30 protein-coding genes are annotated in these 26,990 nt (G+C 53.1%); 8 read left to right on the top strand and 22 right to left on the bottom strand.

Going from position 1 to position 26,990, the window contains the following annotated elements:
• Positions 1 to 27: 27 nt before the first annotated feature.
• Entirely contained in the window at positions 28 to 450 is a 423-nt protein-coding gene (locus tag WG219_05170) for a zinc ribbon domain-containing protein (GenBank protein WXL26870.1), read from the bottom strand.
• Between the two features lie 138 nt (positions 451 to 588).
• Here WG219_05170 and WG219_05165 point away from each other — a divergent pair, with 138 nt between their 5' ends.
• From WG219_05165 to umuC, 3 genes are all read left to right on the top strand, one after another.
• Complete coding sequence (locus WG219_05165; protein ID WXL26869.1) at positions 589 to 1,464, top strand: WYL domain-containing protein; 876 nt, start codon at positions 589 to 591, stop codon at positions 1,462 to 1,464.
• Positions 1,465 to 1,795: 331 nt separating this feature from the next.
• Entirely contained in the window at positions 1,796 to 2,233 is a 438-nt protein-coding gene (locus tag WG219_05160) for a S24 family peptidase (protein WXL26868.1), read from the top strand.
• Complete coding sequence (gene umuC, locus WG219_05155; protein ID WXL26867.1) at positions 2,226 to 3,500, top strand: translesion error-prone DNA polymerase V subunit UmuC; 1,275 nt, start codon at positions 2,226 to 2,228, stop codon at positions 3,498 to 3,500. Before WG219_05160 ends, umuC begins: the two co-directional genes overlap by 8 nt.
• Before the next feature lie 13 nt (positions 3,501 to 3,513).
• Here umuC and WG219_05150 read toward each other — a convergent pair whose 3' ends face one another.
• Both WG219_05150 and WG219_05145 read right to left on the bottom strand, forming a co-directional pair.
• Complete coding sequence (locus tag WG219_05150) at positions 3,514 to 4,485, bottom strand: inovirus-type Gp2 protein (GenBank protein ID WXL26866.1); 972 nt, start codon at positions 4,483 to 4,485, stop codon at positions 3,514 to 3,516.
• A 337-nt stretch (positions 4,486 to 4,822) separates the two neighbouring features.
• On the bottom strand, positions 4,823 to 5,053 hold the full coding sequence (locus WG219_05145; protein WXL26865.1) for an AlpA family transcriptional regulator: 231 nt from the start codon (positions 5,051 to 5,053) through the stop codon (positions 4,823 to 4,825).
• Positions 5,054 to 5,607: 554 nt separating this feature from the next.
• Here WG219_05145 and WG219_05140 point away from each other — a divergent pair.
• The gene (locus WG219_05140; protein ID WXL26864.1) at positions 5,608 to 6,459 is read left to right on the top strand and encodes a hypothetical protein; all 852 of its coding nucleotides are present in this window, start codon (positions 5,608 to 5,610) and stop codon (positions 6,457 to 6,459) included.
• 218 nt (positions 6,460 to 6,677) lie between these two features.
• Here WG219_05140 and WG219_05135 read toward each other — a convergent pair whose 3' ends face one another.
• The 13 genes from WG219_05135 to WG219_05075 all read right to left on the bottom strand — a co-directional run bounded on the left by WG219_05135 (position 6,678) and on the right by WG219_05075 (position 15,459).
• Positions 6,678 to 7,682 (bottom strand): tyrosine-type recombinase/integrase, encoded by a 1,005-nt coding sequence (locus WG219_05135; protein WXL26863.1) that lies wholly within the window; start codon positions 7,680 to 7,682, stop codon positions 6,678 to 6,680.
• Positions 7,682 to 8,959: a hypothetical protein gene (locus WG219_05130; protein WXL26862.1), complete on the bottom strand. Its 1,278-nt coding sequence runs from the start codon at positions 8,957 to 8,959 to the stop codon at positions 7,682 to 7,684. Before WG219_05130 ends, WG219_05135 begins: the two co-directional genes overlap by 1 nt.
• 69 nt (positions 8,960 to 9,028) lie before the next feature.
• A complete protein-coding gene (locus WG219_05125; protein WXL26861.1) occupies positions 9,029 to 10,372 on the bottom strand; it encodes a secretin N-terminal domain-containing protein in 1,344 nt (447 codons plus the stop codon).
• A gap of 4 nt (positions 10,373 to 10,376) precedes the next feature.
• Positions 10,377 to 11,483, bottom strand: coding sequence for a zonular occludens toxin domain-containing protein (locus WG219_05120; GenBank protein WXL26860.1), 1,107 nt, complete (start codon positions 11,481 to 11,483; stop codon positions 10,377 to 10,379).
• Between the two features lie 8 nt (positions 11,484 to 11,491).
• On the bottom strand, positions 11,492 to 11,863 hold the full coding sequence (locus WG219_05115; protein WXL26859.1) for a hypothetical protein: 372 nt from the start codon (positions 11,861 to 11,863) through the stop codon (positions 11,492 to 11,494).
• Positions 11,863 to 13,437 (bottom strand): hypothetical protein, encoded by a 1,575-nt coding sequence (locus tag WG219_05110; GenBank protein ID WXL26858.1) that lies wholly within the window; start codon positions 13,435 to 13,437, stop codon positions 11,863 to 11,865. The genes WG219_05115 and WG219_05110 overlap by 1 nt, the downstream gene beginning before the upstream one ends.
• An 18-nt stretch (positions 13,438 to 13,455) precedes the next feature.
• Positions 13,456 to 13,758 carry a hypothetical protein gene (locus WG219_05105; GenBank protein ID WXL26857.1) on the bottom strand — a complete coding sequence of 101 codons (303 nt, stop codon included), beginning with the start codon at positions 13,756 to 13,758 and terminating at the stop codon, positions 13,456 to 13,458.
• Between the two features lie 10 nt (positions 13,759 to 13,768).
• A complete protein-coding gene (locus WG219_05100) occupies positions 13,769 to 13,894 on the bottom strand; it encodes a hypothetical protein (GenBank protein WXL26856.1) in 126 nt (41 codons plus the stop codon).
• Between the two features lie 124 nt (positions 13,895 to 14,018).
• Positions 14,019 to 14,207 (bottom strand): hypothetical protein, encoded by a 189-nt coding sequence (locus WG219_05095; GenBank protein WXL26855.1) that lies wholly within the window; start codon positions 14,205 to 14,207, stop codon positions 14,019 to 14,021.
• 11 nt (positions 14,208 to 14,218) lie between these two features.
• A complete protein-coding gene (locus WG219_05090; protein WXL26854.1) occupies positions 14,219 to 14,560 on the bottom strand; it encodes a hypothetical protein in 342 nt (113 codons plus the stop codon).
• A 169-nt stretch (positions 14,561 to 14,729) separates the two neighbouring features.
• The gene (locus WG219_05085; GenBank protein WXL26853.1) at positions 14,730 to 14,948 is read right to left on the bottom strand and encodes a hypothetical protein; all 219 of its coding nucleotides are present in this window, start codon (positions 14,946 to 14,948) and stop codon (positions 14,730 to 14,732) included.
• Between the two features lie 4 nt (positions 14,949 to 14,952).
• A complete protein-coding gene (locus WG219_05080; protein ID WXL26852.1) occupies positions 14,953 to 15,246 on the bottom strand; it encodes a DUF5447 family protein in 294 nt (97 codons plus the stop codon).
• Positions 15,247 to 15,459: a DNA-binding protein gene (locus WG219_05075; GenBank protein WXL26851.1), complete on the bottom strand. Its 213-nt coding sequence runs from the start codon at positions 15,457 to 15,459 to the stop codon at positions 15,247 to 15,249. It abuts the gene before it with no gap.
• 113 nt (positions 15,460 to 15,572) lie between these two features.
• On the opposite strand from WG219_05075, the gene WG219_05070 reads away from it, so the two are divergent.
• The 3 genes from WG219_05070 to WG219_05060 all read left to right on the top strand — a co-directional run bounded on the left by WG219_05070 (position 15,573) and on the right by WG219_05060 (position 17,660).
• Entirely contained in the window at positions 15,573 to 15,857 is a 285-nt protein-coding gene (locus WG219_05070) for a DNA-binding protein (protein WXL26850.1), read from the top strand.
• 71 nt (positions 15,858 to 15,928) lie between these two features.
• Positions 15,929 to 16,669 (top strand): hypothetical protein, encoded by a 741-nt coding sequence (locus WG219_05065; GenBank protein WXL26849.1) that lies wholly within the window; start codon positions 15,929 to 15,931, stop codon positions 16,667 to 16,669.
• Between the two features lie 124 nt (positions 16,670 to 16,793).
• Positions 16,794 to 17,660 carry a DUF2971 domain-containing protein gene (locus WG219_05060; GenBank protein ID WXL26848.1) on the top strand — a complete coding sequence of 289 codons (867 nt, stop codon included), beginning with the start codon at positions 16,794 to 16,796 and terminating at the stop codon, positions 17,658 to 17,660.
• Between the two features lie 389 nt (positions 17,661 to 18,049).
• On the opposite strand, the gene WG219_05055 is transcribed toward WG219_05060, so the two are convergent.
• Positions 18,050 to 18,829 carry an EAL domain-containing protein gene (locus WG219_05055; protein WXL26847.1) on the bottom strand — a complete coding sequence of 260 codons (780 nt, stop codon included), beginning with the start codon at positions 18,827 to 18,829 and terminating at the stop codon, positions 18,050 to 18,052.
• 550 nt (positions 18,830 to 19,379) lie between these two features.
• Here WG219_05055 and WG219_05050 point away from each other — a divergent pair.
• Positions 19,380 to 21,209, top strand: a complete 1,830-nt coding sequence (locus WG219_05050; protein WXL26846.1) for a PAS domain S-box protein — start codon at positions 19,380 to 19,382, stop codon at positions 21,207 to 21,209.
• Between the two features lie 107 nt (positions 21,210 to 21,316).
• On the opposite strand, the gene WG219_05045 is transcribed toward WG219_05050, so the two are convergent.
• The 5 genes from WG219_05045 to WG219_05025 form a co-directional block, all read right to left on the bottom strand.
• Entirely contained in the window at positions 21,317 to 22,090 is a 774-nt protein-coding gene (locus WG219_05045) for an enoyl-CoA hydratase-related protein (protein WXL26845.1), read from the bottom strand.
• Positions 22,091 to 22,210: 120 nt separating this feature from the next.
• Positions 22,211 to 23,338, bottom strand: coding sequence for an acyl-CoA dehydrogenase family protein (locus WG219_05040; protein WXL26844.1), 1,128 nt, complete (start codon positions 23,336 to 23,338; stop codon positions 22,211 to 22,213).
• Positions 23,339 to 23,349: 11 nt separating this feature from the next.
• Positions 23,350 to 24,537: an acetyl-CoA C-acyltransferase gene (locus tag WG219_05035; GenBank protein ID WXL26843.1), complete on the bottom strand. Its 1,188-nt coding sequence runs from the start codon at positions 24,535 to 24,537 to the stop codon at positions 23,350 to 23,352.
• A 10-nt stretch (positions 24,538 to 24,547) separates the two neighbouring features.
• Positions 24,548 to 25,315 carry a 3-hydroxyacyl-CoA dehydrogenase gene (locus tag WG219_05030; GenBank protein WXL26842.1) on the bottom strand — a complete coding sequence of 256 codons (768 nt, stop codon included), beginning with the start codon at positions 25,313 to 25,315 and terminating at the stop codon, positions 24,548 to 24,550.
• Between the two features lie 19 nt (positions 25,316 to 25,334).
• A complete protein-coding gene (locus WG219_05025) occupies positions 25,335 to 26,948 on the bottom strand; it encodes an acyl-CoA synthetase (GenBank protein ID WXL26841.1) in 1,614 nt (537 codons plus the stop codon).
• Positions 26,949 to 26,990: the final 42 nt, after the last annotated feature.

Here is a 26,990-nt window from a genome sequence, read left to right as displayed (position 1 = left end):
AGTGACCTTGAAGGTCTTGCCTTTGAACTACTGGTCCGCCGCGACCGTATTGCGGTCATAGACATGGGCCAGTTGCTGAGCGCTCACTTCTAGCAGTGGCTCAACAGGAGCAACCACTTTCGCCGGTTGGCTCTGACTGGTTGAGCCTGGAGCAGGCTTGCTCGAAGGGCGATCCCCCGAGGCCATCGCAACCAACATAACCGCCAACCAGGCAAAGCCGATTACCCGACTGGTGGTGCTATGCCCTTGCCGCAGCAGGAACCAAACAAAGATGACCGGAAACAGAAAAATACCGACGCCCAGCCAGAAACCGACATTGCGGCTAATGGCTTGGGCGGGCTGTATTTGAACGGCGACAGTCTGCTTAGCAATAGGCGCACCACAATGCGGGCAGGCAGCCGCCTGGTCGCTGGCCATGCGATCGCACTCGCTGCAGTTGATCAATGCCATTTCACTACTCCTTGATTGCACTTCCTGAGCCAGCCTGGATTGGCCGGCTTGTTTGTCAGGATCAAGATATGTAGCGTGGCTTGACGCATCTAGAGTGTGCGTTCGTACAGGTAAAGTTTTCGAGCAAGTGAGGCTGGGATGAAACGCAAACAGGAAATAGAGTCCGTGCGCTGGGATCTGGCGCTGCGCTATCGCCTGATCGAAACGGTGGTGTGGTGGGAAGGACGTTTAACCACTGGGCATCTGATGCAGAGCTTCGGTATCAGCCGCCAGCAGGCGTCGAAGGACATCAATTCCTACATCACCGACTACGCGCCGAAGAACCTGGAATACGACAAGCATTTGAAGGGGTATGTGCCGAGCCTGCACTTCAAACCGCTGTTTATCGATGACAGCGCCAGCGCCTACCTGCACCTGCTCAACGAGAGTCACGACCGTGCACCGTATGTTGAAGGGCTGGCATTGGCCTATGCGCACACTGAGGTACTGGATGTGCCGGATCGCTCAGTGCGCCCGGAGGTGCTGCGCCCACTGCTCAAGGCCTGCCGCGATGGGCTGCGACTGGAGTGCGAGTATGTGTCCTTCACGACGCCGGACGGCGAAACCCGCCTGATCGCGCCGCATACGCTGATCTACACCGGTATGCGCTGGCACGTTCGCGCCTATTGTGAGAAGAATCGAGATTACCGGGACTTTGTGCTCAGCCGCTTTCGTGGTGAGCCCGAGTTAATGGACGACGAAACCGAAAACACCCGTGAGCAGGATCCGGGCTGGAACAGTCAGGTACAGGTCATCATTGAACCGGATTCTCGCCTTAAGCCGGAGCAGCGCGCGATTATCGAAGCCGACTACGGCATGCGTGACGGACAGCTGGTGATCGAGACCCGAGGTGCTCTTGTGCAGTATGTGCTGCAGCGCTATCAGATCGATCCGACCAAGGTGCACGCTAAAGCTACGGCGCAGCAGATCGTCGTAACCAACCTGGATGAGCTGCAGCCCTGGCTGTACCACTGACTAACGACAGGCACGTCTGGCTTTGAATCGATGCGGCCAGGCGAGGCTATCTCTAGTCAGTAGTACCTCCGTAGGCCAGCTTGGCCAGCCCAAGCAGTGCAGGCAGCATCAGCGCCAACGGCAAAAGATCGTTAAGGGTGGGTAGCAAGTTCATAGGAGATCCTCCTGGTCGGTTTCCACCAACCTAGCGAGAACAGCCCGACAGGGCGATCTGTCTACTTTTCGCCTGTAAACAATCCGTGCATACCCCAGACACCGGCGACGAACGCGCCTTGTCTGGATAGCGGAGCGATGACTACTGTATATAAATACAGTTATTGGGCAGCCCGTTATGAGCACCGCACTTATCCTCGGCCCACTGCAGAGCAGCAGCGCACTCCTTCCCCTCTTTGATGCACGCGTTCCGGCTGGCTTTCCCAGCCCGGCGCTTGATCACATGGAGCACAAGCTTTCGCTTGATACCCTGTTGGATCTGCAAGCACCGCACACCTATGTGGTTACCGTGAGCGGTGACAGCATGACAGGGGCAGGCATCTTTGACGGTGACCATCTGATCGTCAGCCGCGCCATCCCAGCAAAACCGGGCCATGTGGTCGTTGCCTGCTTAAACGGCGATGTCCTGGTAAAGCGCCTGGCACAGGAACAGGGCCAGTTCATCCTGCAGTCGGAGAACCCGGCCTACTCTCCGCGTTACATCCTGGAGAACGATGAGCTGACGATCTGGGGCGTCGTCACTCATAGCTTGCGGAATCACCTCACCCATGGCTGAGCCGGTATACGCACTGGTCGACTGCAACAGCTTCTACGCCAGTTGCGAGCGAGTGTTCCGCCCTGACTTGTTGCGCACGCCCATCGTGGTGCTCAGCAACAACGACGGCTGTGTTATTGCTCGCTCTGCCGATGCTAAGCCGTTCGTGAAAATGGGCGCCCTCTTCCACGAGATCAGGGGCGACCTCAAGCGCCACGGTGTCGTCGCCTTCAGCAGCAACTACGCCCTCTATGGCGATATGAGCGAGCGTGTGATGACGATCCTGGAGGGCTGCTTTCCAGGCATCGAGGTCTACAGCATCGACGAAGCCTTTGCCGATATGACCGGTCTACCCGAACCACTGGAGTCGATAGGCCGTCAGGTGCAGGCAGAGATTAAGCAGAAGACTGGTATCCCGGTCGGCATAGGCATCGCCACCACCAAGACACTGGCCAAGCTCGCCAATAACGCCGCCAAGCGCTGGCAGAAGCAAACTGGTGGCGTCGTAGACATCCGCGATCCGGTTCGGCGCGACAAGCTGCTCAAGGCCATGCCAGTAGAGGAAGTCTGGGGCGTTGGTCCCCGGATGCGTGCTCACCTGGAAGGCATGCAAATCAAGACAGCTTGGGACTTGGCACAGATGGATGCCTGGACACTGCGCAAGCGATTCAATGTCGTGGTGGAGAAAACTGTGCGCGAACTGCGCGGGGTAGCGTGCCTGGAGATCGAGAACGAAATCGAAGCCAAGCAAGAGATCTGCAGTAGCCGCTCATTCGGCAAGCGCCTGCGAGAGTTAGCGCCTATCCAAGAGGCCGTCACCAGCTATGCGACGCGCGCTGCTGAAAAGCTCCGCAAGCAGGAGTCGCTCTGCAGACAGGTGCGGGTCAGTCTGCGCACCGGGATGTTCAACCCAACCGAGGCTAAATACGCCAACGGCGTTCTCTGCCAACTGCCCTACCCGACCGATGACAGCAGGCTGATCATCCAGGCAGTTCAAACTGGGCTCAAGCAGGTCTTCAGAGAGGGTTTCAGCTACGCCAAGGCCCAAGTGCTCCTCTTGGATCTGTGTCGTAAGAATGAGTACACCCCTGATCTGTTCGCCCCTGAACAGCCCGTGAAAACCGAGCGACTGATGAGCACTCTGGACGCGATCAACAATCGCTGGGGGCGCGGCACACTGCAGCCAGGACGCATAGCTAAACCAGCCGAGTGGGCTATGCGCAGAGAATTGCTCTCCCCCGCCTATACCACTCGCTGGTCTGAGTTAATGGTCGCAAAGGCCAAGTAGCCTTCGCATTCACTTATCTGCGACGAACACGGTTCAGAGTACCCTTACGCAGGCAGCGTGCCCCTGCAGGCTTCAAGCGCAGGTGCTGATCGTCCTTGACCAAGTACCGCATTGCCTCGTGGGTATTAGGCCGCTTCGACTGATCGCCCCTATGGATCTGGCCTATGCCTAGCTTGTCACCGTACTGTTCCTTGTCATGGTTGCAGCTGTGGGCATAGCCCTGACGACGAGTGATCTCCTCCCACAGCTTGCCGATCCCAGTTGCCTTACAGACATCCCGGCACACTATGTTGCCATTGAAGAAGTAGGCTGCATGGATGTGGTAACCCCTACCGTCATTTCGATCCCCCTGCTCCACGGCGTAGATGTAGCCGATAAGGTGCTTGAAGATCGGATGGCGGTGGTGCTTGGTAATCAGGGCATCCAAGTGATCGAACACTTGCTCGATACGCAGCCTGGTTTGGGACTCAGACCAGTAGTACAGGTTCAACCTGATGATCGTCGTACGCGAGTATCGGCTCATCATCGCATCCGTGTACTCGGTGATGTCCCTATCCTGCTGCTTGGCCAACTCCTGTCGGTCCCACTTCCTACGCCGATACCACTGCTCTCGTGTCAGCTCACGTATACGTTCGGTGAGTACGTTCATGCTCTGTTGATGACTGAGCCAGTACGTACCCGTCTCGCTCATGCAGACAGGACCATTGGGTGAGCGCTGAAGGCCAATGTCGTCACAGGCTTCCCGGAACGCTAACAGGTGCTCGCTGTAGTCGCATGGCACACGATCATCGAATAGGTTGCACATCTGCTGCACGTGGGTGAAGTGACGGGACAGTCTGGTCTGCTCGACACGCTCATAGCCAGACCGTTTGTACGTGATCCGGAATGCAGGTGTATCGCTGTGCTCGATAGCTTGGACGAGCGATTCGATCTGCAGGGCTATATCGGACTGGGAGAGGTGGGTGTTGTGCTTGCGGTTGTTCATAGCTGAGTACCTGGTTGGTTGTTGGTGCATACCAGGTACGTGGTCTGTTTCTTTTTACTGGTCTTCTTTCCCTCTGGTGGTAGTCAGTGGTGATGGGTAGTGATGGTTGCTATTGGATAGATAGAGTAGATAGTTAATCGCTATATCGCTATATCAATAGATGCAGCCCTGAGCGATACAGACCTTCCCGTTCAGGCCGGGCAATGGGGAGCAACATTGCCAAGCCTGTCGAGAGATTTACCGCACCGAGCTTCGGGAGAGTTAGCTGAGATCAGAGAAGCCTCAGCAGCGGCATAAGCGCCATGACCAGCCGTAGCCGGTCATGGCGCTGCTGGTTCTAGCTGGCCATGCTCAGGTGACCGATAGGGCGCGCAGTAGCTCCCTCGGCCTGGTCACGTTCCTCGATCCTGGCCAGGATCCAGTCGTGCACCTCGCTATCGACCCAACCGACGCAGCGGTCGCCCAGCGAGACCGGTTTCGGGAAGGTTCCTTCTCCGATGTATTTGTAGATGGTTGATCGGGCAAGACCGGTCGAGTCGATAACTTCTTTCAGACGGATGATCCTCATGAACGGGGCTCCTCGTATTCGTTCAGAGGATTGGCAGAGCCGGTAAAAAAACACTGAAGGACTGATTCGCAGCCCCAGAGCACCTACAAGCTTTCAACGTACAGCTCTCTGACACCCGAAGCCAGGCAAGAGCTCCAGCCCAGCCTCGTGACTATCCCGCCAGCATTCAGAAACCGCCTCGGCTCACACATGCCCTGTAGGTATCCGGTGTGAGTTCTATATAGCCGTTTTTCCGTCAGGCCAATCTAGCGTCCCATCCTCCTGATCATCTTGTCGACTACCTGAGCGTGGCTAGCGAACCGCGCTTTCAGGATGGTGTCCCGCAGCGCACCATTACACCGCACTACATTAGATTCGAATTGAAAGAATGAGGAAACTGCATAAAACCAGCTGAAACCGAGTAAATACGGGATCAAAAAGAAAATTCTATTCATAGAATCACCATAGATATTGAATAGATGACAAACAGAATTCATATAGAACGTAGTTAGAATATCTGTAGAATCAAGAGAGAATCTGCACCAAGACCGACCTTAGACCTGGATTGAAATGACGTGAAAACTGACAATCGTGCACGCAGCAAGGATGCGGACAGGCTGAGCGAGCTGCTCCTAGAACCTCATCGAAACCATCGCCACGACATCTGGCTGTGGCTGTACCTCGACTACTACAGAGAGGCCAGGCTTGATCTCAAAACCTGCAACGGCCTCACCATGCGTGACGAGATAGCCAGATCCCTGAAGGACCAGAAGCTATTCCAGTCCCGTATCCCTCAAGAGAAAGACCGGCTCCTGCTTCCAAAGGAAAAACTGGAATGGATCACAGAGGATGAACGGCAGTATCGGTGGCTGCTCCGCGAGATCGAGCATATGACTGGCCTGCGCTTGCCTCGCGGGCTAGTCCACCTCACAGGCAGGGACCGCCTCATCGCCATGATCGACCTTTGGGATGTCGATCTTGCTGAGAAGGCATCCGAGGTCGAACTCCTTCACCGGGCCTGGCTCAGGCACAAAGCAAAGGACAGTGAGTTCGAGTGGTTTGCCGATAATAAAGACGGCGAGAAGCGATGTGCCTGCGCCTGGGAGTGGCTCCAGAAGAATTACCTGACGCCATTTTCAAGACAGCCTCCTATCAGCAACCACCAAGAGCTGCTGATGTTCTTCGACCAGGAAGATATAGGCCGCAACGAACGGACGGCCATGATTCGAGAGATCAAGAGGCGATGGAGTCGCAAGCAATTCGACGAGCGCGCCGCCGATAAAAAGCAGGTCAACGTCATGCTCTCGAAAACGGTGATCGCCCAGCTCGATGCGCTAGCTAAAGCGCATGGCATGAAACGCGCTCAAGTCATTGAGAATCTGGTGAGGATGGAAGCTGAAGCCGGCGTATATCTCACCGATGCTTGAATGACGCCCCGCCGACAGAGACAGCAAGATCAACCTCCAGGAAGCACTACAGCATCCTGAGTTCAAATCCGGCAATCCGGTATTCCAAAAGGTATTCCAAGAAAGAATTAAACCGGTATTTTCTTATATATTTCAATAGGATAAAAAATCAATTCAGATTACCCCGGCTCCACCAATATAAAGCCTTGATTTTCAAGGCTTTTTTATTTTTTGAAACGTCAAAGTGTCGAAAAAGTGTCGAAAACGGCAAGCGGCCCGAGGCGGATAGCATCCGCGAGATGATCAGGAGATAGGTGCGCATAGCGCATCGTCATAACCAAGCTGGAATGGCCAAGGATTTTCTGCAAAGTCAGGATATTCCCGCCGTTTTGCATAAAGTGACTGGCAAACGTATGCCTTAAGGCGTGTGTAGCCTGACCTTTGGGCAGATCAATCGACGTACGTTCCAGAGCACGCCTAAAAGAAGTGATACAGCCAGTGAATTGGCCGTGACGCTTCCAGTGTTTTCGCAATAAATCCTCAAGGTCTGGCCTGATCGGCACAGCACGCACCTTGCCACTTTTAGTACCGCTAAAAGTCACAACGCCGGATCGTAAAGAGGCAGGACGCAACCGCTCAGCCTCAGACCACCGCGCCCCCGTAGCAAGGCATATCAGCGTAACCGGCTCAGTGTGTGGGTTATCACAGCCCTGGCGGATTGAATCCAGCAATTCAGTGACCTGTTCAGCAGTGAGCCAAGAGAGTTCACGTTCCTGCAAACGTAAAGGCCGAACCAAAGCCAAAGGATTGTCGTAATCAATATGACCAAGTGACCGCAATTCGTTGTAGACGGAACGCAAATAGCCCAGCTCATTATTAAGCGTCTTTCCAGACGTACCAGACTGGAGACGAACCCGTCGATTATGAGCGTAGACCTCAGGGTCAAGCTTGGCAGCAACAGGGTTACGCAGTGACTTGCAAAGCGCATCGAGCTTGGCCCGACGACGCGCACCATCACGCAACGAATAACCATGAAGCTCAAACCACGAAGCAATCAAAGCAGATAACCGGCGAGTATCAGGAGGCTTTGGCGACCATTCTGGCGTATCGACAAGCTTAGTACGGCAAGTTGATTCAAACCGAAGCGCCTCAGCCTTAGTCTTAAAGATTTTGCGAAAGCGAGACCCCTTTATAGGCTCCACATCCACTTTCCAGCGACCATCTGGCTGTTGCTGAATCGCCATCAGACAGCCCTACCCCAGCGGACATGCCGCTCCTCAAGCAAGGCCTTAACATGCTTGTAAAGGTCATATTCAGACATGCCTTTGGCGGCATAGTGATCACGAATAACGCCCCAGCAGTCCCATTCCTTAAGTGTCGAAAACGCCTTCTTTACGCCCACCCGCTCACGAGCTAGCAGGCTTACGAAGTTTCCCAAGAACAGCTCCACGTTTTTGCCAGAGAAGCCCCGAGACGTTTTGTAATAGCGCTTGTATTCAGTTTCACCCAGCAGCGAATCAACGGGCAGATCGACACGAACATCATCACGGATCAGAGTCCAGATCGGCTCAAAGTAGCCGGGACGGGAAAGCAATTTGAACTGACGCAGACCGTAACGCCAAAGGCCATCTAAATGCCCGGCAAAAGCACCAAAAGAACGTGTGTCGATAGTAGAGCCGGTTTGCAGATCGAAGGAGCCGCTGGCGAATTGCTGGATAACTGAGTGGTGATAGCGCAACTCAACACGCCAGACGTCTTGAGCGGAATTGTAGTTATCAGGATCGTTTTCATCGAAGCTATCACGACGACGCCAAACGCTTTCCCAAAAGTCCAATTTGTCGGTAGCCCTGGCCTGTTCTGTTTTGTTGTAGATACAGAGCTGAACCCCATTCGCAGAGCCAAACATAGACGTTTCACCCCGCCCGTAAACACTGGATTTAGTGGCCCATGAAATTTCATTAATCCCAGAAATCTCACGGTGAGCACGCGCCTTACAGTGCATGCGTGCGACAAGATCAGCAGGAGGCGTCCAGCCTTGAAGATCAAGCGCCAAATGGACAGCACACTGGTTCAGCTCAACATTGGTGAGTAGTTCGCTTGCGTAGAAATCCAAACGAGCTTGCAAGCGCTCAGGCGAAAGCGTGTCGATAGCATGAGGCGAAACCTCAATTTTCAAGTGTGGGCCGATGCTATCCAGCTTGGAGTTGAAGTTTTTGACCAGAAGAATGATGCCTAGATCGGCATTTTGCAGTTTGTATTGATAGCCAGAGTCACGACCAACACGGCCTGAATGCCAGCGTTGACCAGCAAAGTCGACCAAAGCCCCCGGTGTCTCAAAAAGCCCCATCACCTCAGGCTTGATCAAGCCACGATACAACTGGCGCACCGTATCAACGCCACAACGCAACAAACGAACATCAGACAGATCAGTAATTTTTGCAGTGCTGTTATCAAAAAAGAGCCGACCTGTTTTTGATTCATTGAAAAGCTGATCTACACGAACGTGATCTTTAACTTTCATCTGCAAATTTCCCAAATAGTGCCGAATTGAACCGTTTTAATTCTGTTTTTCTGACGTGTTACAGGGACGTCAGAGGGCGTTCTTGCCGCGCAGGGCGAGGCCTCGCGCTGCGCGTGAATCCTCGCCCTGCTGCAAGAACGACAAATCCACCCAAGGTTTCGTGTCATCTGGCACGAGCACTGAATCCTCAAGGGAGTGAATACGGGCCGTTAGCAGCACAACGAGGTTTGTGGTGCGGACACGCTCAGACTCAGAGCGAAACACCCTGCCTAGGTATGGAATATCGGAAAGAATGGGTACCGCCGACACGGACTTGTCCTTCTGCTGGGAGCGCAAACCACCCAGCAACACCCCCTGCCCATCCTTTAACTGAACACGCGTTAGAACCCGGCGTGTGTTGGTGATGATGTCAGCCGCTGTTTTATCGTCAGAGACACTAGAGGCCGACTGGCTAACCTGTAATTCGATAGCATCCGCAGGCGTGATAAAAGGCGTGACCTCAAGGCTTACCCCAACATCCTGACGAACGATTGTCTGGAAAGGATCAGAGGCAGGAGTAGAGCCGCTGGTGGTCTGGCCAGTGATAAAGGGGACGTTCTGGCCGACAACGATAGAGGCCGACTCACGGTTAAGCGTCAGGAGCTGGGGCGTAGAAAGTAGCCGACTGTTACCACTGGTTTTGATGGCCTGCAGAAATGCCGAAATGGTCGGGCCATTAAAGGTGAGGCTAAACCCAAGGTCGGAACGGTCACTAGGCCGAACAGTCATCCCGCCCAAGTTCACCCGATCAGAATCAGCCCCGACATTGAGCCCCATGGCAGTGAAGTCATCATCAGACAGTTCAGCAATAACTGCAGTAATTTCGACCTGACGCCTTGGCTTATCAATTTCCTGCAGGACTTGGCGGATTGCATCCAACTGCTGAGAAGTGCCCGTAACAATCACGGCATTGCTGGTAGGTGATGGCGTGACCATCAGTTGGCTTGAGGTTGATTCAGTGTTTGAAGCACGGGAGTTGAGAACATCACGAACAGACTGTTCAGCAAAATCAGATTGAAGGTGCTGTAGCTGAAAAACACGGGTGATCAGCTCAGGAGACTCAGGGATAGCTTGGGAGCTAATCCGAATAGCGCTATCAGTTAGCGAGAAATGAAAACCGGCAGACTGAACAGCATTTTCGAGCAGTTGCTCAAGCTCCTGAGGGCCGTTGTAAGTGGCGAAGATCGACACCGGAGCCGAGCGGATATCCGAGCCCACAACTACCGACTTATTCAGCTGAACAGCAGCCCACTCCACGAAGTCTTGCAACGTCGCATCGTACAGCTCAACACGCTCAGCAGATTGCACAGAAGCGGCCAATAGCCCGAGCAGTAAAGGAGCCGCCCGCAGGCAGCCGGGAACGCGAACAGACATAAGATCACCTGTAGATAGAGTGATAGTCAGAACCCCGAACAAGCAGGGCTTCACGAGGGCCGCGATCCTTCACCAGTACGTCACGCCCTAACAAATCATCCGATTTGATACGACGCCCATCGGGATCAACGAAAATGTAAAAGTTCTGCCCTGCCAGCTCGCCATAAGTGGCAATCCGGTAGCCCTCAAACTCAGTGGCAAGCTTTTTAAGGTCCTGATCAGCTGGAGAGCTGGCCACAGTAGAAAAAACCGGTTGATACGAGTAATGACGGGATGCAGCAATGCCACAAAAAACAGGCAAGCTGATAGCCAAAGCCACCAGCGCCCCGGCAAAAAAACCATTAATCACACCAAACCGTTTGAAGAAGATTTTTGTAGTGCGCATATAAAACCCCGCGTTGCGCTGGGCAGCAGGAATCACACGACGCCAGTAACCCGGAGGCAGCATCGAGTAAGAGCCTTTGTCATAACCCTTGTCGTATTCCTGCGTGGTGTCGTAGAAGCTGTAAAAGTCATGACCGCGATAAAACCAATCATCGACTTTGGGTGAATTGAATTTGGCGCCGTACTTAACGATGGCCTGATGCATTTTCGGCAAGCGGCCTTTGAAGATGCCCAGAGAGAGAACACGCAGCAGCGGGCCAACAGGAAACGGCAGCTTTATGCGATCCAGGCGGTTGATATAAACAACGTGTTCAGCAATGGACTCACGAATCTGCTTATCAATGACGTTGACGTTCTGGACGCACAACCACAAATCCCAACGGCGCTTACGCAGGAACAGAAAGAACTTGAGCAGGTCAGTACGGCCACCGCTATTCCAGTCACGCGAGTTAAGCCAGACGCCCGCCTCATCGAGAAAGATGCCGCCGAACATCTCTTCGTCGTATTTCTCGCAGCCCATTCCTAAACCGATAAGGTCATCAGCGGAGGGCAAATCAGGAAGACGCACAAGGCGGGAATGCCGGTTATCCGCCTTGCAGAGCTTTTCCATTTTCACGTCGATATTGACGGCAACCCGGCGGCGCTTTTTCAGGTAATCAAGAATCCGCATGACAACCAGCAGCGTCTTACCGGCACCGAGTTTGCCGGTCACGATATAAACGGCCATAGCAGAACTCAGGTATGGATTAGTTTTTCGGAGAGCCTTGTCACCCAATAAAAGGCCAGTGACTTGAGCTTGAGAAAGACCAGCAGCGAGACGCAGAACGACAAGTTACCGGGCAACATCATCCGCCCCACCAGCACAAGGTCAGGTGAAACCAGCGAAGCAATGCGCGACACCACGTAATCAATGCCGGAAGAAAACACAGCGATGGCAGCAGCAATCGCAGCGAAGATAAGGAGGAATATCCCTATCTTACGAAGCAAAGAGGCAATGGCCTGAACAACAGGGCCAACAATGGGCATGATGAAGCCCAAAAGGAACTTAGCGATCCATGCAAAAGCAGTCGGAAACAGCTTTTTAAAGAAGTTAAGTATCCAGCCCATTAGTAACCACTCCTTGCATGCTTAGCGTCTTCCTGACGCAGCCCTGAGTAAGCGATACGCCAAGCACCGATAGCCGTCAGGCACCAGATGACCCATTCAAGAATTGGTTTATAGGGAGCCAAGGCACAAACAGGCAGGCGTAAATTGGCTGAATAGCCCGCAAGCGAAAACGGAATCACGTAATCAGCGCAAGCAACAGGCTGCGGAATGATGGTGTGCAAGAAATCCAGCCCAACAGCTGAACCATCCGCACCGAACCATTGAGCAACTTGGTTCGGGATCTGATTCAGAACGTCTTCTATTTCTTCATTACGTTCTTCATCGGCAAGCTCAACGCTATCAGTCAAGGCATCAGCGATAGCCTCACCTACAGCAGCACCTTCAGCCTCAGCATCAGCAGGCGTGCCATCTGAGTCACCGGAATCATCCTCACCCTCACCATTCAGAACGTCGAGAATGTCACCAAGCAGATCATTAGATTCATCGACCTTCTCACCCAAACCACGTAGTTCATCATTGGTTTGGCTAAGGTCAGTAGGAGGCCCACCACCACCGGCATAATTGGTGTCATCACCAGTGCCTGGAGCCTTAGGATCGTTCTTATCATTACCGTCAGCATTGCCGCCGTTATACGGATGATCAGATGAAGACGGAGGAATTAAGGTAGGAGCTTTAGAGCCGGGAGGATTACCAGTTTCAATGCACTCCAGCTTTCCGTTAGAGAATAAGCACTGACGAGATGATGACTTAGGAAAGCAAACGAAGCTGCCATTCACCTCGCCACAGTTATCACCAGTCTTATAGCACCAAGGAGTACCTTTATAGATATCGCAACCAGCGTTATCAGGTGAAAGACACAGTTCACTGCCGCCGAAATTGAAGCACTTATCCTCACCATTAGTATCAGCTTCGACTTCGACATAAGAGCCTTCTGAAAGATCACTCTCAGAAGCCTCACCCTCAGGCAAACAAGTACCGTCCCCGTAATAGCGAACCGCACATAAAGCAGTACCGGAACCATCGAAGTTCGGTTTGCAGCGAGTATTGCCATCCGGCGCAGTGATATAGCGAGCACCGTCAATAGAAACAACGCTAGGCGTGGTATACAAATTTCCAGCCGCCCGGCCAGAGACACCCGCAACAATAAATTTGCCGTTATGAGAGGAACAGTCTTTTGGTGGCTCAGGTGCTACGCATTCGCCTTTAGAAGCGTCATAAGTTGCGCCGGCAGGGCATGAATCACCAGAACGTGAAACGGATAGAGCATTGCCATTGTAAGGAACTACATACTCAGGAGTAGGTGAACCACAGGTAGTGCCCCCCGAATAACAAATTTCAATATTGCAGTAAAGAGAGGTTGTAGTACCACCAACAGGGGTAAAAGAACCTGCAAACCTGACGCTGGCATTTGGCTGAAATTGGCGTGAAGCCAAAGAAGTACACGCAGCGGAAGCACTTGAAAACCGCGTAGAAGAACCTGTATGAGTCCAATAATAATCAACAGCAAACCCAAACTGCCCCCACCCCAACAGGGTGAGGGCAAGCAATAAGCGAAGGCCAATAGCCGCGCGCATCTATCAGCCTCCCTACCCTTAAGCCCCAGCGGCGCCGAAGACGGAGCGAGCCAGTTTGAACAGGGCCAGAGTGCCGCGAATCACACCGAACAGAATCGCACCAGCCGCCACCAAAGTACCGAAGGCTGTAGCCAGATCAGTGAAAACATCCAGCAGTTCCTGAGGAACCGTGATTGCCGCGTTAGCAGCACCGGCAGTCATACCGGCAGCACCAACAGTGATCACAGCAGCAGTTTTGCCGCCCAGTGCTTTACCGACACTGGCAACGTTCTGAACAGCACGTGCGCCACGAATGGCGACTTCTTTTGCAGATTGATACATGAGAAATACCTCAGCTAGTTGAAGCGTCTATCAATTCCTTCCAGCCAAGCCGGAAGCCGCCCCAGGCGACGCCTAGACCCAGTGCGCCAAGCATCAGCCCAGCCATAACGAGGTATTGCCCCCAAGTGAAAGCCATATCCGTTACCTCTGATGCCCGTGAATCAAACCAAGGGCCATCAGCGTTAATGCCCCTTGAATGAATTGCAGCGCCCAAAGGTCGCCAAGGGTGACGTTTGCTAAATAGGCCTCAATCCCCATGACTAACCCTCGGTTGAACTGCCCTGCTGCTTATCCGCCTCGACACGAATCGGAGCGCAGTCAGGGCATAAGCAAAAATCGGGAGCCATGCGGAAGTCGCTGATACGTTCCTGCTCCTCTTGAGAGAAGTTATGCAGCTGCCCCATCAGACACATGCAGCTGTCACAGAACACACGATCAACGATCAGCATGGCCGTCACCCTTAGGGCTTAACTGGATCAGCCGAGGCCTTGGAAACCGGAGCCGTAGAGGTCGCAGGCTTTGGATTCACGGCTTCAATGTGCAGAGCGAGGTTTTTGCCCTTGTTCTGACCACCACGCGCGACCTCGAAAGTGATACGAACCATCTGGAGCGGATCGAATTGCGAGCCGGCAAAAAAGACTTCATCTGCAACATCATCAGCGATGGGCATGCCGATAACTGACAGGCCGTGTTCAGTTTTACCGTCGGCTTCATCACCGTAGAAAATCTTGGCGTACTTAGCGCCTTCTACTTGGGTCATCTGAGTGCCGATAAACGCAACTTCCATAGTGGAACGAGCCATTTTTGATACCTCACTTAATTGCGCCTTATTGCGCGGTTTTGCCTTTACGCAGGCCGAGCGATCCCGTCAGGTGAACTCACACGTTCACGCTGCTGGTTGTTTCGGCTTACGCGGTTAAATCCGGTTAATGCGTTGAATCTGAGTTAAAACACCAAGGGCCCTGCCCTTGTTATCCCGTTTCGCCACCGCCACCCGCGACTGGCGGAACAAGCGGCGCTGTATCAGTTGCATCAGCGGGGCCAGTCACGGATGCCGGAGGCGAGAGTCTTTCGATAACATCACGCACGGTCTCAAAGGAACCGGGCAAAAACGGCGCACACAATGAATAAGTAATCGTTAAGAAAAAGAAGAAAAGAAACGCGTTGATAGCGAAAGATGGAATTCTCATGCTGTCACCCCACCAAATCGAATGGTTCGTGAATCGGTACAAAAGGCACCGGTTTGCCGATGTTCTGGATGCAGTACCAGTAACGAGGGGGCCGGGAGCTTGGCGTGTGGCTGGGGCACTTGAAGGCCGGAGTTATTTGCCAACGGCAGTTGACCAAGAGCGCCGATGACGGGCGACATTGGTCGCACTGTACGGACGGTGTTTGAACCAGCTTGGCCGCTTCGATCTTTACCCAGCACACCGAGCAGGTGCAGTCCGGCTGATGGGGTTGGCGCAGGTACTGATTCAGGCTTTTCATTCATTCCACCCACTCCCGCTCAGCAAGGTACTGACGCCAAAGAACGCAATTGACCATGCGGCGTTTACCGACACGAAGTGAAGGCAGAACGGATTTTTTGACCCATCCACGAGCAGTGCCGACAGTAACGCCATTGCGTTCGGCCCAAACCTCAGGCAACTCAACATCTGCCAGAGGGGCGACTTGGGGCTGATCTTGGTTTTCTATTTCCATTGTCTGGTTCATTCCGGCACTATTTAGGGTCATTAGGCGCAAGCTGAATTTGCGTAATATTTACTCCTGCGTAAATCTTACTCTGTATTTGCACGGAGTAAAGGTTACGCATAATGAATTTTTTGAATATGGATGAAGTGCGCAATAGAGCGCTTGCATTGATTCGCGAAGTTGGCCCTAAACGCCTGAGTGAAGAAGGCGGGAAAAACTATGAGCGATGGAGAAACATCAGTAGCGGGAAGATACGCATCAGTACTGAGGAGGTAGGAATCCTTGCCCAAGTATTTCCCGAATATGCACTGTGGTTGATCAGCGGAAAAATTGAGCCCGAGAATGGGCATAGAAGCCCTGAATACGACGCAGCAAATTCAAACTTGCCCAAACCAAGCGCGGGATAGCTATAACCAAAGAAGTCGCGTTGAAGTGGTACGCCCAGGCGAAAAAAGGCAAAGAATAATAAGGAAACAGCATGAGAACGGACTGGGATGATGCCCCCGCCTACATAAGAAGAAAGCGCCGGTCACCTCTGAAAACCATTCTGATCATAGGTATAGCTTCAGCTATAGCTTGGGCACTCGCACTTAAATATGGAAACCCCATACAGATCGACCTAAACCATCTCAAACAAGCCATCCGTATAAACGGACAGCCTCTTTTTGGCTCCCCATCCCCCGCCATCCCGCCACAACCGATTCAATCAGAGCCGCGCCAACTAACAGAAGAACAAATTCGCGAAGCTATCAGACAAGCCGAAATGCGACGACTTGAAAAGATTGAAGAAATCGAAAGGCAGCGCGCACAGAGCGGGAACAGAATTAACGACTTCAATGATGGTAACTACAGGCCAAAGCAGCCTGTAAACATCTACACACCGCCACCCAGCCAAACCATAGCGCAGCAGCGCCCCCAGCAAAGACGCAACGAGCCAGTGCAGGAACGCACACTCCAAACGATCAAAAGCTGGGATGGCAGCACGGCATACCGTGCACAGTGGATATCAGTAAATAACTACATCGACAGCTCAAGCGTCTGCGCAAACTACCGGCGCGGGTCTATTGAATACCGAGAATGCAGAAAAGGCGCAAAGCAGCACTACCACGAAGAGTGCAGACGATGGCGCAAACAGTACGATCTTGATCGGCAGGACTACAGCGAGCGAATGAAACTACGCTATTGTTCAGCAGCAAACACCTTTAGCCCGATGGGATAAGCGTTATAAAAGATGGCAGTTCAAAGAGCTACCAAATGCCATGCAGATTTCCCATCAAACAGAACTTAAGAGTTCACAAATACAATTTAAAAAACTCTACTTATATTAGACAGGAGGCTATTTAATGGAACTTCACCACTATACAGATGTTAATGGCCTGGTCGGCATCATTCAGAATAAAAAGCTATGGGCTACAGACATACGTTTTTTAAATGACTCTCAAGAAATGAATGCCGGGATCAATCACATTAAAAAAATCTGTGCTCAACATGCGACAAGCAACCCCAGCGACAATGAAGTTAAAAAAGCCACTAGAGGACTTTACAACGTCATACCAGACTTCATCCAAAACAACCTAACAAAAAGGAACAACTATATCGTCTCCTTCTCGAGAGCCAGAGATAACCTACGACAATGGATGTCTTACTGCCCCAAGAATGCAGGCTACTCAATAGAATTTCACGTAGAAAAAATACTCATAGACGGTGTATTGGAAAAAGAAAAAAAAGTAGTAGCCCGACTAGAAGATGTCAGCTACAACGAAGATAAAATCAGCACAATATTAGAACTTAAAGATTTTCTTAAAGAAATTGAAAAACACTCAAATTCCATAGCAATAAATATAAGTCAACCACTAGCAAAGAAACATCAGCCAATAATGAGCGACCTTACAGATGCCATGCATAGATTAGCTAACGACCTATTTTTCCATACCTGCGCAGTAAAGCCTAAAGAGTTTCACGACGAACAGGAAACAAGACTTATAATTCAATCAGCACTAGCAAAAGACCACATCACTAAATTCAGAACCAAATCCGGAATAATAGTCCCTTATTTTGAATACCCTATAGACCCTGAATCTATAAAAGGAATTACGATTGGGCCAAACTTAAACATGAAACTAGCTCGAGAAGGCCTAGAAGATTTTCTAGAAAAGCACTCTATCGAATGTGAAGTTAATGAAAGTGAATGCTCATTAAGGGTTTTCTGAAAAACTTATTCAGCCAATGAATGAAAAAGATGCGCACAGGGAGTGTCACCAGCACTTTAACTATTTTTTGCGCTTCAGAAGTAATGAGTTAAAGCTGCACAAGTGTCGAAAAAGTGTCGAAATCACTGCCCCTAAACAGTACCGAACTGATCCAGTTAAAAAGCTGAAAACACCGTAACATGCTGAATAGAGCCGAATTGACACCCTTTGAAAACTGGTTCAAATCCCCCCGGCCAAATGCAACACAAAAGCCCTGGCCATGAAAATGACCAGGGCTTTTGTGTTTAAGCGCTATCGACCCGATACCAAATCGTCTAGCTGACTCTAGTACACACCAAACTGCCTCTCCCTGTGGTGTGTGCAGACTTGCATGCTTTGTTAAAGCGACACTAGCAAAGTTGCAACGTCCCAATCTGTGGTTTGGCGAATAAGTAGCCTTGCATATAGCGGATACCGAGCTCTCGTAGTGCATCACGCTCACCGGCGTGCTCAATACCTTCGGCAACTATGCGAATGCCCAGCCGATCGGCGACGAGGACGATGCCGGAGACGATGGCTTGGCGCACTGAATCCTGATGTAGATTACGTGTCAGGGCCATGTCGAGTTTTATTACGTGGGGTTGAAAGTTAGCGAGCAAGTTCAAGCCCGAATAGCCAGCACCAAAATCATCAATTGCGGTGGTGAAACCCTGTCGGCTGTATTCTTTAAATATATTCTTAAGGTGTTCGGTATCATGTATCTGCTCACCTTCAGTGACTTCAAACATAATCCGCTCTAGGGGAAATTGATATTTCCTGGCTGCCTCTAGCGTTGCTCTGATACAGGTTTCCGGCCTGTAAACTGCATTAGGTAAAAAGTTAATACTCAACAGGCAGTCTGGTATGTTTTGCAAGCCTAAACGCGATGCCTGCTCTATCGCTTTAACTCTGCACGCCTGATCAAACCGATAGCGATTGGTGTCATTGACCCTGCCCAAAATATCACCAGCGCTTTCACCATTTATTCCACGTACTAGCGCTTCATAGGCGTATGGACGATTATCGACAACGTCGACAATCGGCTGGAATGCCATGGTGAAATCAAAACCTAAGCCTTCAATATTTCGGCACTCGGAGCAACCCACTTTGGGCGCTTCCTTATTCGAATGGCTTTGTTTTGCGATTAACATGATCTCTCCAACACGCAGGCCACTTAAAAATCATTCTTTATAGTCACTTCGAGGTTCATGCCTCGAAACCGCACTCAGGTCAGCGGAAACTAGCCCACCAGCCACACAGTAAAAATCTATACAATCAGAAAACTTTGTAGCATGTCCCCTGAAGCTCACACCTGTGCGTTCACCTAGAAACAGCCCACGCCCACTCTGTCCCAAAAGCGAGCCACGCATGGGATAGCGTGGCCCAAGCACGCAGTGATTGCGACATCTAACCAGCACCAGCCCTTTCCTGTCCTAGTGAATTCCGATCACGAGAACCTTGGGCAGCGACATGGTAGCGCAGGCAAAGCAATACTGTACAAGAAAATTGTATTGTACAAGTATTTGGTTTCTGATTCATAATGCAAGCACCTTGCTCCATCGGGGACACAGCCCAATAGCAGCGTTGCTAGCCGACTGGCTGGCGGTCGGTCTCATCGACTAAGCGTTGCGACACTGCGGCTGTCTGCCATCGCAGTTCAGCTGATTTGGGCACGGATCGTTCCTCTGCCAGTGACCACAATTGATTCAACTCAAAGAACTCGAAGCACACGACTTAGGGCTAGCCGAGCATTGCCTTGAAACAAGCTCGATTATTGGAAATATCATTATGTTGTTGAAGAAGTCCCAGATTGCGATCAAGTCTTTACAGCAGAGCACTATTGCCATAGTGACAATCGACAACAATAACAATGTTATTGGCTATAACACCGCTGCGCAGAAACTTTGGGGATATACGTCCGAAGAAGTCATGGGGAAAAATGTCAAACTTCTCGTACCTGTCCAGCACCGTGCCCAGCACGACCAATACATAAACAGGCACCGAACAGAAGGCACTGACAGGACTGTAGGCTCAGCCATTGAATTAGAGATTGAACGAAAAGATGGTTCCACCACTTGGATCAACTTAACACTTTCTAAAATCAATGTTGGCAGACATATCTACTACACCGCGTTTGCCCGTGACTGCAGTATTGAGCGTGAAGAGCGCACATTGATTGAGCAGGTTCTTCATCAATCCAACGATGCAGTCATCACGATTGATGAAAGTAACAACATTATTTTCTGCAACACTGCTGCTGTAGAGCTTTGGGGTTACAACAGCCAAGAACTCATCGGCAAGAATGTTCGGATGCTGGTAAGCCCTGAGCATCGCAATAATCATGACACTTACGTAAATCGCAATCGGCAGACAGGCATCAACCACATCATCGGAAAGCCCGTGGAGCTCCCTGTTTACTGCAAAGATGGGGGACTCAAGTGGGGGCTTTTCACCCTGACGCGGGTCACTACGGGCAACAAGGTGTTGTTTACTGCGTTCGTGAAGGATGTCACCGAAGAGGTGTGCCGCAGAGAGGAAGTTGCAATGCTTTCTCTCGTGGCCAATGAAACCAGTAACGCGGTGGTTATTACTGACAATAAGGGGGCCATTGAGTACGTAAACCGTGGGTTCACTCAAATGACCGGCTACTCGCTAGAGGACATTAAAGGTCAAATCCCAGGGCGGCTGCTCCAGGGAGATGGTACGGACTCGGCCACAGTTGCCCGTATCCGCGACTGTTTGGCTCGTGCAGAACCCTTTTACGAAGAGATCCTGAACTACAACCGAAGTGGCAAGCCTTACTGGGTCGCGATGTCGATCAACCCTGTGTTTGATGAGGCGGGCCGAGTGAATAAATTCATATCGGTGCAGGCAGATATCACCGCGACTAAGCAGCAGGCAAAAGACTCACTGGATCGCCTCGATCTGATTAACGAAACCCTGCTGCTGGTTGAATGGAACAGTGACGGCAGCCTCGCTCATTACAATGAAGTGCTAGCGACGCGCGCAGGGTCGCCCAATCAGGTTTTAGCGATTGGCCGGGAGCTGTGGCAACAGGTTGCAGCACACCAATCAACCCGAGTTAACGGGCAGGCCAAAAGGCTGTTGGTGGAGTTTTCAGACCAGGATGGCAATAAGCACGCGTTTGATGCTCGCATCAGCCATTTGATGGATTTCGAAGGTCGTATAACCCGGCATGTGATGATTGGTGTCGATATCACTGACCGCCAGGCAGCCATCAAAGAAACGCAAATCGCGATGGATGAGCTGCTTCGTGTCGGCCAACAGATCGGCAATATTATTGGCAGTATTTCCGGGATATCTAGCCAGACCAACTTGCTTGCCCTGAATGCGGCAATTGAAGCGGCCAGAGCTGGTGATGCGGGCCGGGGCTTTGCAGTGGTTGCATCCGAAGTGCGCAACTTGGCCAGTGACTCATCCGATGCAGCGGCTCAAATAAGCCAGCTTGTTGATGCGACGCGGGAGCGAATCGATCAACTGGCGCACTCACTCAATCGCATTATTGAGTGAGTGCGCTACCAGCCAGACACCTGCAAGCGTATGACGCGGGGAGCAGATTGGCCGGGGTAATCCCCATGGCCTCTCCCCCCGTGACAGAACTAGCCTCAGCTTCGCACTCACTTACGCCCAAAGTCAGGCTTACGTTTTTCAATAAAGGCGCCCATGCCTTCCTTTTGATCTGGGGTAGCGAAGATCGCCTGGAACATTCTGCGCTCGAAGCGTAGCCCTTCGCCTAAGGCCCCCTCGTCCACGCGGTTAACGCATTCTTTGAGCATCATCACTGCGGTGCGTGACTGAGCGGCAATGGCTTGCGCACTTTGCAGCGCCGACTCAAGCAGCGCCTCAGTGGCCACGACACGGGCCACAACCCCTGTGCGGTCTGCTTCTTGGGCATTCATGGTGCGACCGCTGAGCAACATATCCATGGCTTTGGCGCGCCCAACCAGGCGCGTCAGGCGCTGGATGCCCCCGGCCCCTGGGATCACGCCCAATTTAACTTCCGGCAGGCCGAAATTGGCATTCTCCGCTGCGATGATGAAATCGCACATCAACGCCAGCTCAAATCCGCCACCCAATGCGTGACCGGCTACTGCTGCAATAATGGGTTTGCGGCGCTGTGCGACTTTGTCCCAGCGTCCGAGGAAGTCATCCAGGTAGGTGTCCGGGTACTGCAAGCCGGCCATTTCCTTAACATCGGCACCGGCTGCGAAGGCCTTGGTCGAGCCAGTGATCACTACACATCCGATGGATGCATCGCGCTCAAAGCCATCAAGCACCGTATTCAGCTCATCAATCAACTCAGAGTTGATGGCGTTTAAGGCGCTAGGACGATTAAGGGTGACCAGGCCGACCGCGGCGACCTGCTCCACCAGCAGAGTCTGGTAAGTCATGGAGGCTACCTTCTTGGTTCTGACGAGGCCAACGCCTCGTTATCGAGATAAAAAAACTCCCTTACAAACGCCTCAGGTGTCGCTTGTAAGGGAGAAAAGAAAACTCAGGGGGATGAGTAATCAGAGACTGCGTGCAATGACCATCCGCTGCACGTCGCTGGTGCCTTCATAGATCTGGCAAACGCGCACGTCGCGGTAGATACGCTCAACCGGGAAGTCTTTGAGATAGCCATAACCGCCCAAGGTTTGGATGGCGGCTGAACAGACTTTCTCGGCCATTTCTGAAGCGAATAGCTTGGCCATGGACGCTTCGGTCAGGCAGGGCATGCCTGCTTCACGCAAACTGGCGGCGTGGTGCACCATTTGCCGGGCGACAGCAATCTGGGTGGCCATGTCGGCCAGGCGGAACGCGACAGCCTGGTGCTCAATGATCGGCTTGCCGAAGGTCTTGCGCTCGTGGGCATAGTCACGGGCGGCTTCAAACGCTGCGCGGGCCATACCAACGGACTGTGCGGCAATCCCAATGCGTCCGCCTTCCAGATTAGACAGCGCGATGCGGTAGCCCTCACCTTCTTCGCCAAGGCGCAAGGACGCGGGAATCCGCACATCATCCAGCTGAATTTGGCAGGTGTCGGAGGCATGCTGGCCGAGTTTTTCTTCCACACGCACCACCGAGTAACCGGGGGTATCGGTTGGAACGATGAAGGCACTGATCCCCTTTTTACCGGCTTGCGGATCGGTCACGGCAAAGACAATGACCATCCCGGCGTGGCTGCCAGAGGTGATGAACTGCTTGGCGCCGTTGAGGATGTAATGATCGCCATCCCGGCGCGCCCGGGTGCGCAGATCACTGGCGTCAGAACCTGCTTGCGGCTCGGTAAGGGCAAACGCACCGATCATCTCACCGCTGGCCAGCGGCACGAGGAAACGCTGCTTCTGTTCCGTGGTACCGAACTTGAGGATAGGCATGCAGCCCACTGAGTTATGCACACTCATGATCGTCGAGCAGGCACCGTCGCCTGCTGCAATCTCTTCCAGCGCCATGGCGTAGGCCAGGTGGCCAGTGGCAGCACCGCCCCACTCTTCCGGCACCAGCATGCCGAGAAACCCCAACTGGGCCATCTCGCGAATGGCCTCAGCCGGGAAGCGATGTTCCCGATCCCAGCTCTCGGCAAAAGGCTTCAGTCGCTCTTGAGCAAACTGGCGCGCCATATCGCGGATCTGAATTTCGTCTTCTGAAGGGATCATCACCAGCTCCTTTAGCGAATCAGTTCGAGGGCAACAGCTGTGGCCTCACCACCACCGATGCACAGCGACGCCACACCACGCTTCAGCCCATGCTGGTCCAGCGCATTGAGCAGCGTTACCAGCACGCGGGCGCCTGAAGCACCAATCGGGTGGCCCAGTGCACAGGCACCACCGTGGATGTTGAGCTTATCGTGAGGGATGTCCAGATCGCGCATGGCAACCATGGGCACGACCGCAAACGCTTCGTTGACCTCAAACAGGTCGACGTCGCTCAGGTTCCAGCCCGTGCGCGCCATCAGGCGTTGAATCGAACCCACGGGAGCGGTGGTGAACAGGTTCGGCGCATGGGCAAAGGAGGCATGGCCAGCTACGGCGGCCAGTGGTTTGAGACCGCGTTTTTCAGCTTCTTCAAGACGCATCAACAGCAAAGAGGCTGCGCCATCGGAAATAGAGCTGGCATTCGCAGCAGTGACAGTGCCGCCCTCACGGAAAGCAGGCTTGAGGGTCGGAATCTTATCCAGACGCGCCTTAGGCGGCTGCTCGTCCTGGCTCACGGTGATCAGCTCACGACCGGATTTAGCCTGCACCGGCACGATCTCAGCCGTGAAGCGACCTTCAGCCATGGCTTTCTGCGCACGGGTCAGGGACTCGACAGCAAAGGCGTCCTGCTGCTCGCGGGTGAAACCGTAGGTTTGTGCGCAATCTTCAGCAAAGGTGCCCATGAGACGGCCTTTATCGTAGGCATCTTCCAGCCCATCGAGGAACATATGATCCAGCACTTTGCCGTGGCCCATGCGGTAACCAGGACGCGCACGATCCAGCAGGTAAGGCGCGTTGGACATGCTTTCCATACCGCCCGCCAGAACCACATCGGCACTGCCTGAACGCAACAGGTCATGGGCCAGCATCACGGCTTTCATGCCCGAGCCGCACATCTTGTTCACGGTGGAGCACACCACACTCTGCGGCAGACCTGCACCCAACGCAGACTGGCGGGCCGGCGCTTGACCTTGCCCCGCTTGGAGTACGCAACCCATGATGACTTCATCAATGGCGTCGCCAGCAATGCCAGCGCGTTCCAGTACGGCACGGTTGGCAGCAGCACCCAGTTGCGCAGCGGTCATGTCTTTAAAGTCACCTTGGAAACCGCCCATGGCAGTTCGTGCGGCACTGACGATAACGATGGTGTTCTTGTCCATGGCTCTCTCCTTACTTAGCAGCCATTCGGATAGCGCCGTCGAGACGGATCACTTCACCGTTAAGCATGGTGTTCTCAACAATATGGCGTACCAGCGAGGCGTATTCAGCCGGGCGTCCCAGGCGTGGAGGGAATGGCACAGCAGCCCCCAACGAGTCGCGTACTTCCTGTGGCATGCCCGCCATCATCGGCGTCTCGAAGATGCCTGGAGCGATACACATGACACGGATGCCAGTGCGCGCCAGTTCACGGGCGATCGGCAGCGTCATACCGACCACGCCGCTTTTTGAAGCGGAGTAGGCAGCCTGACCAATCTGGCCATCAAAGGCCGCCACTGAAGCGGTATTGATGATCACGCCCCGCTCGCCTTCAGCATTCGGCTCACCCTGAGACATGGCCTCCGCAGCCAAGCGCAGCATGTTGAAGCTACCAATCAGGTTGATGTTGATGGTGCGGGCAAAACTGTCCAGACCATGTACGCCATTACGGCCGATAACTTTCTCAGCAGGTGCAACACCGGCGCAATTGACCAGCCCATGCAGGCCGCCGAACACCTCGACGGCAGTGTTTACAGCAGCACGGGCTTCATCTTCACGGGTGATATCAGCCTTAACGAAGCGTGCATTGGCGCCAAGCTCTTCGGCGCGGGCAGCACCGGCCTCAGCATTGATATCCACCAACACCACTTTGCCACCCTGCGCCAGCAGCTCACGGGCAGTGGCCAGACCAAGACCCGAACTGCCGCCGGTTACCAGGAATACTGAGTTTTCTATACGCACGATGTTTCTTCCTTACCAATCAGTTAGCAGCCTGAGCCTTTGCGATCTCCTGATTACGCAGGAGGAAGCGCTGGATCTTGCCACTCGGTGTTTTAGGCAGTTCCGCGACGAATTCAATCTCGCGCGGGTAGGCATGGGCAGACAGTCTTTTGCGCACAAACTGCTGAAGTTCTTCAGCCAGCGCTGCATCAGCGGCGTGCCCTGCATGCAGGACAACAAACGCTTTGACCAGCTCGGTACGCTCAGGATCAGGTTTACCAATCACTGCGGACTCAATCACTGCCGGGTGCTCAATCAGGGCGCTTTCAACATCAAACGGGCCTACGCGATAGCCTGAGGTGGTGATCACATCATCCGCGCGGCCTACAAAGCTGATACTGCCATCTTCGTTCAGCTCCACCGTGTCGCCACTCAGGTAGTAGTTACCCTGGAAGGCTTTGGTGGCCATGCCCTGATAGCCTGGGAACCAGAACAGCGGAGACTGGGACATATCCACAGACAGGATGCCGGGGCGGCCCGCTGGCAATTCATTCAGTTGCTCATCCAGCACCACCACACGATGCCCAGGCATGGCAAAGCCAGCAGCGCCGAGGCGAACCGGATGCGCGAGTGCGTGGTGGTTGCACAGCACCATGCCCAGCTCAGTTTGGCCGTAGTGGTCATGGATGGTGCAGCCCAGTTTCTCAGCAAACCAACGAATCACTTCCGGCGTCAGAGGTTCACCCGCACTGCTGACAGCACGCAGGCAACCTTTGATAGAGGCTTCAACCTCATTTCTAGCAGCCAATAACAAACGATAAGCCGTAGGCGAGCCTGCCAGGTTGTTGATGCCGTATTCGCGGATGATGCGGCAGGTGCTTTCCACGGTGAAACCACCCTCGTAGAAAGTAGTCGCATGACCCATGGCCAACGGCCCGGTGACCGCGTAGTAGAGGCCATACGCCCAACCCGGATCAGCCAGGTTCCAGAATTTATCCTCTGGGCGCAAATCCACCGCATCACGCATGTAGCTGACGAACGCAGTAATGGCTTTCAACGGCACAGCCAGCGGCTTGGCCAGCCCAGTGGTGCCGGAGGTGAACATCAACATGAACGGATCGGAAGCCTTGCGCATGACTGGCTCAAAGCTCTCAGACTGAGCCTCCAGCGCGTCCCAAAAGTCATAACCAACGGTCAGCACCGGCGGTACGCCTTGAACTTCATCAAACTTAGGCCGGTTAACAACGTCAGTGACGACCAGTTTTGAACCAGCGGTCTGCACACGGTGTTCAATGGCTTTGGGGCCAAATGCAGTGAACAGCGGCTGGTAAACAGCCCCTGCACGCCAGGTTCCTAGAATAGTGATTAGCAACTCAGGCGTGCGCGGCAACATACCCGACACACAATCACCTGGGCCTACACCTTGCGCCTTCAGCCAGTTAGCAAAGCGTGCCGATGCGGCCTTCAGTTGAGCAAAAGTCCAGGTCGCCCGATCCCCCTTGGCACCTTCCCAAATCAGCGCAACACGGTCTGTATCGGCATAGCGGTCACAGCACTCAACGCAGGCGTTGATGGCATCGAGATTGCCAGCCAGCGTATTAGATACAGCACTGGCGTAGTCGAACTCTTTGGCAGCGGAAAAGTAATCACGCATGGGTATGGCCTCCCATCTTGTTTTTGTTGGATAGCCACGATA

It is taken from the genome of Pseudomonas mendocina (genome assembly GCA_037482215.1).
Lineage (GTDB): Bacteria > Pseudomonadota > Gammaproteobacteria > Pseudomonadales > Pseudomonadaceae > Aquipseudomonas > Aquipseudomonas mendocina_E.
The sequence above is the reverse complement of the archived record's forward strand: the minus strand, read 5'-3'. Positions and strand labels throughout refer to the sequence as shown.

Excerpts from the sequence above, each read along its gene's own strand:
- WG219_05105 (WXL26857.1), bottom strand. The coding sequence starts at position 13,758 with ATGTATCAATCTGCAAAAGAAGTCGCCATTCGTGGCGCACGTGCTGTT.
- WG219_05070 (WXL26850.1), top strand. The coding sequence starts at position 15,573 with ATGAATTTTTTGAATATGGATGAAGTGCGCAATAGAGCGCTTGCATTG.
- WG219_05080 (WXL26852.1), bottom strand. The coding sequence starts at position 15,246 with ATGAAAAGCCTGAATCAGTACCTGCGCCAACCCCATCAGCCGGACTGC.
- WG219_05125 (WXL26861.1), bottom strand. The coding sequence starts at position 10,372 with ATGTCTGTTCGCGTTCCCGGCTGCCTGCGGGCGGCTCCTTTACTGCTC.
- WG219_05115 (WXL26859.1), bottom strand. The coding sequence starts at position 11,863 with ATGGGCTGGATACTTAACTTCTTTAAAAAGCTGTTTCCGACTGCTTTT.
- WG219_05100 (WXL26856.1), bottom strand. The coding sequence starts at position 13,894 with ATGGCTTTCACTTGGGGGCAATACCTCGTTATGGCTGGGCTGATGCTT.
- WG219_05145 (WXL26865.1), bottom strand. The coding sequence starts at position 5,053 with ATGAGGATCATCCGTCTGAAAGAAGTTATCGACTCGACCGGTCTTGCC.
- WG219_05035 (WXL26843.1), bottom strand. The coding sequence starts at position 24,537 with ATGGACAAGAACACCATCGTTATCGTCAGTGCCGCACGAACTGCCATG.
- WG219_05025 (WXL26841.1), bottom strand. The coding sequence starts at position 26,948 with ATGCGTGATTACTTTTCCGCTGCCAAAGAGTTCGACTACGCCAGTGCT.
- WG219_05120 (WXL26860.1), bottom strand. The coding sequence starts at position 11,483 with ATGGCCGTTTATATCGTGACCGGCAAACTCGGTGCCGGTAAGACGCTG.
- WG219_05060 (WXL26848.1), top strand. The coding sequence starts at position 16,794 with ATGGAACTTCACCACTATACAGATGTTAATGGCCTGGTCGGCATCATT.
- umuC (WXL26867.1), top strand. The coding sequence starts at position 2,226 with ATGGCTGAGCCGGTATACGCACTGGTCGACTGCAACAGCTTCTACGCC.
- WG219_05150 (WXL26866.1), bottom strand. The coding sequence starts at position 4,485 with ATGAACAACCGCAAGCACAACACCCACCTCTCCCAGTCCGATATAGCC.
- WG219_05040 (WXL26844.1), bottom strand. The coding sequence starts at position 23,338 with ATGATCCCTTCAGAAGACGAAATTCAGATCCGCGATATGGCGCGCCAG.
- WG219_05160 (WXL26868.1), top strand. The coding sequence starts at position 1,796 with ATGAGCACCGCACTTATCCTCGGCCCACTGCAGAGCAGCAGCGCACTC.
- WG219_05135 (WXL26863.1), bottom strand. The coding sequence starts at position 7,682 with ATGGCGATTCAGCAACAGCCAGATGGTCGCTGGAAAGTGGATGTGGAG.
- WG219_05170 (WXL26870.1), bottom strand. The coding sequence starts at position 450 with ATGGCATTGATCAACTGCAGCGAGTGCGATCGCATGGCCAGCGACCAG.
- WG219_05075 (WXL26851.1), bottom strand. The coding sequence starts at position 15,459 with ATGGAAATAGAAAACCAAGATCAGCCCCAAGTCGCCCCTCTGGCAGAT.
- WG219_05065 (WXL26849.1), top strand. The coding sequence starts at position 15,929 with ATGAGAACGGACTGGGATGATGCCCCCGCCTACATAAGAAGAAAGCGC.
- WG219_05130 (WXL26862.1), bottom strand. The coding sequence starts at position 8,959 with ATGAAAGTTAAAGATCACGTTCGTGTAGATCAGCTTTTCAATGAATCA.
- WG219_05095 (WXL26855.1), bottom strand. The coding sequence starts at position 14,207 with ATGCTGATCGTTGATCGTGTGTTCTGTGACAGCTGCATGTGTCTGATG.
- WG219_05045 (WXL26845.1), bottom strand. The coding sequence starts at position 22,090 with ATGACTTACCAGACTCTGCTGGTGGAGCAGGTCGCCGCGGTCGGCCTG.
- WG219_05110 (WXL26858.1), bottom strand. The coding sequence starts at position 13,437 with ATGCGCGCGGCTATTGGCCTTCGCTTATTGCTTGCCCTCACCCTGTTG.
- WG219_05085 (WXL26853.1), bottom strand. The coding sequence starts at position 14,948 with ATGAGAATTCCATCTTTCGCTATCAACGCGTTTCTTTTCTTCTTTTTC.
- WG219_05055 (WXL26847.1), bottom strand. The coding sequence starts at position 18,829 with ATGTTAATCGCAAAACAAAGCCATTCGAATAAGGAAGCGCCCAAAGTG.
- WG219_05165 (WXL26869.1), top strand. The coding sequence starts at position 589 with ATGAAACGCAAACAGGAAATAGAGTCCGTGCGCTGGGATCTGGCGCTG.
- WG219_05090 (WXL26854.1), bottom strand. The coding sequence starts at position 14,560 with ATGGCTCGTTCCACTATGGAAGTTGCGTTTATCGGCACTCAGATGACC.